The sequence below is a fragment of the Winogradskyella undariae genome, from assembly GCF_013285155.1.
Classification (GTDB): domain Bacteria; phylum Bacteroidota; class Bacteroidia; order Flavobacteriales; family Flavobacteriaceae; genus Winogradskyella; species Winogradskyella undariae.
Map to the genome: position 1 here is coordinate 1 of NZ_JABTEL010000053.1, position 818 is coordinate 818.

General features: G+C 32.8%; 1 protein-coding gene. It reads left to right on the forward strand.

The annotated features are described in order from the left end of the window. Positions 1–731: hypothetical protein (locus tag HSX10_RS18630; protein WP_217363334.1), on the forward strand; the 731-nt coding region annotated here is incomplete at its 5' end. Positions 732–818: the final 87 nt, after the last annotated feature.

Here is an 818-nt window from a genome sequence, read left to right on the forward strand (position 1 = left end):
GTTGTAGCCAATGCGAGAAAATGATTGCTAAAGACCAAAATATCGCTTTATTAACTGTTGCAAAAGCAGCCTCGGAAAATCCCGAATGGAAAAACTATGCTGATTATTGTATTGATAGAGAGAATGGTTTAAGAAAACAAGCATTCAAAAAACTTGCAGAATTTCTAAAATCAACTAAAAATTGGACACTTGACCAGAAGATTGATTTTGCTAAATTCTTATTTCCATTTTTCGAGAATATTCAAGACGCGGATTATGGACCATTCCCACAACCTTTGAGTGATAAACTAATAAAACCTACATTAGAAGAATGGTGTGAAATTGAAATAATTGACAATAGACCATTTCGTTGGTTCGGGAAATATTACAAAAGTGAAGAACATCTATTCAAGGCAATCGAATTAAATCCTGAAGATGATTTGGCGAGAGAAACGATTTTAAACTGGTGGACTTACAGTATTTATTACTCTATTCATCATTTACCAGAAGGCTATATTGGAAATCCTTCAGAGGACTTAAAACTTGCGAAAAAGATTGAGGAACAAATCTCTAAACTGACCGACAACAACCGAAAAGAATATTGGACTAAGGAATTGAATGAAGATTTAGAAATTATAGAAAACTATCTCGAATGGAAAAATTCAGGACATACTGATTTGGCAAAATGGGGAAAAGAAAATAATAAAACTGTCGGTTATAATTTGACAAGAAGTTATTACTATAAAAAATAAAGCACTGGCTACAACAACGTGTATAATTAATTGCTTTGGTCGTTGCTTATTTGGAAAATTCCTTCGGAATTTTCTCGCGTTCGTTTT